General features: G+C 70.2%; 1 protein-coding gene. It reads left to right on the plus strand.

Annotated features, from left to right (window positions below; all coding sequences use genetic code 11):
• Window positions 1-153 precede the first annotated feature (153 nt).
• Window positions 154-1497 (plus strand): IS1380 family transposase, encoded by a 1344-nt coding sequence (locus OO71_RS45810; RefSeq protein ID WP_425388756.1) that lies wholly within the window; start codon window positions 154-156, stop codon window positions 1495-1497.
• Window positions 1498-1536 lie beyond the last annotated feature (39 nt).

The following is a 1536-nucleotide window of genomic DNA, read 5'->3' on the forward strand; positions in this document are numbered from 1 at the left end:
CCTGGATCCACCGGTGTTTGTGGTGTTGTAGGCCGTGTCTGGACGGGCAGATGCCCTCTGGCCTGGGATGATTGTTCTTGCGACAGAGCAATTGTCACCGAGGGAGAGGGCATCTGCTGGATGCGATCATTGCATACTGCCGGGGCGGTGTCGGTGAGGTTCGATGACACGAATCTGGTGTCGCACGCCGGGCTGGTGCCGGTGATGCGGCTGGCCGAGGCTGCTGGGCTGGGCCGGCTGGCGGACGGGCTGCTGACGCTGGGGACGACAGCGGGGTCCAACGCCGGGGCGAAGGTGTCGACGATCGTGGCCGGGATGGCCGCCGGAGCGGATTCCATCGACGATCTGGACGTCGTCCGCCACGGCGCGATGCCGAGGCTGTTCGGCGGGGCCCGGGCGCCCTCGACGCTGGGTACGTTCCTGCGTGATTTCACCCTCGGCCACGTCGCCCAGCTGCAGAACGTCGCCACTGGCGTGCTGCGGGAACTGACCGCGCGGACCCCGCTGCTGCCCGGCATCGACCAGTTGGCGTTCCTCGACATCGACGCCAAAATCACCCGCGTGTTCGGGCCGGGCAAAGAGGGCGCCAAAGTCGGCTATACGAAAGTCCGCGGGCTGAACTTCCTCGCCGGCTGCCTGTCCACGTCGGCCCGCGCGCCGGTGATCACCGGGACTCGGCTGCGCGGCGGGCAGGCCCACTCCGCCCGCAACGCGGTCTCGTTCGTGCGCAACAACCTCGCCGCCGCCCGCGCCTGCGGCGCGACCGGAACCCTGGTGGTCCGGCTGGATTCCGGTTTCTACCACGGGGAAATCCTCGCCGCGATCCAGGCCGAGGGGGCCCGGTTCTCCGTCACCGCACCCCAGAACCCCGCGGTCCGCGCCGCGATCGCCGCCATCACCGAGAACGCCTGGCAGCCCGTCGCCTACGCCAGACCGGTCTACGACCACGACAGCGACACGTGGGTCCACGCCGCCGAGGTCGCGGAAACCCCCTGCACCGCGTTCACCAACCCCACCCGCAACGGCCAGCGCATCACCGCCCGCCTCGTCGTCCGCCGCGTCCGCGACACCACCCGCGACGCCCGCGACCCGACCGGGGAACTGTTCCCCGCCTACCGCTACCAGACCGTGTTCACCGACACCGGGTTCGACACGGTCGCCGCCGAAACCCGGCACCGCGACCGCGCCGGCGCCATCGAGCAGATCTTCGCCGACCTCAACAACTCCGCTCTCGCGCATTTCCCCTCCGGCCGGTTCGCCGCCAACGCAGCCTGGCTCGCCCTCGCCGCCCTCGCCCACAACCTCCAGCGCAGCGCGGGATGCCTCGCCGGCAGCGTCCACACCAAAGCCCGCACCGGCACCATCCGCGCCCACCTGATCGCCATCGCCGCCCGCATCACCCGCACCGCCCGCACCACCACCCTCCACCTGCCACAGAACTGGCCCTGGAAAAACACTTGGCACACCCTGTTCACCACCACCCACCACAAAACCTGAACCGCCCCCACCCCCGCCCACCCCGACCGGAGAACCCAC

Source organism: Amycolatopsis jejuensis (genome assembly GCF_000717335.1).
Taxonomy (GTDB): domain Bacteria; phylum Actinomycetota; class Actinomycetes; order Mycobacteriales; family Pseudonocardiaceae; genus Amycolatopsis; species Amycolatopsis jejuensis.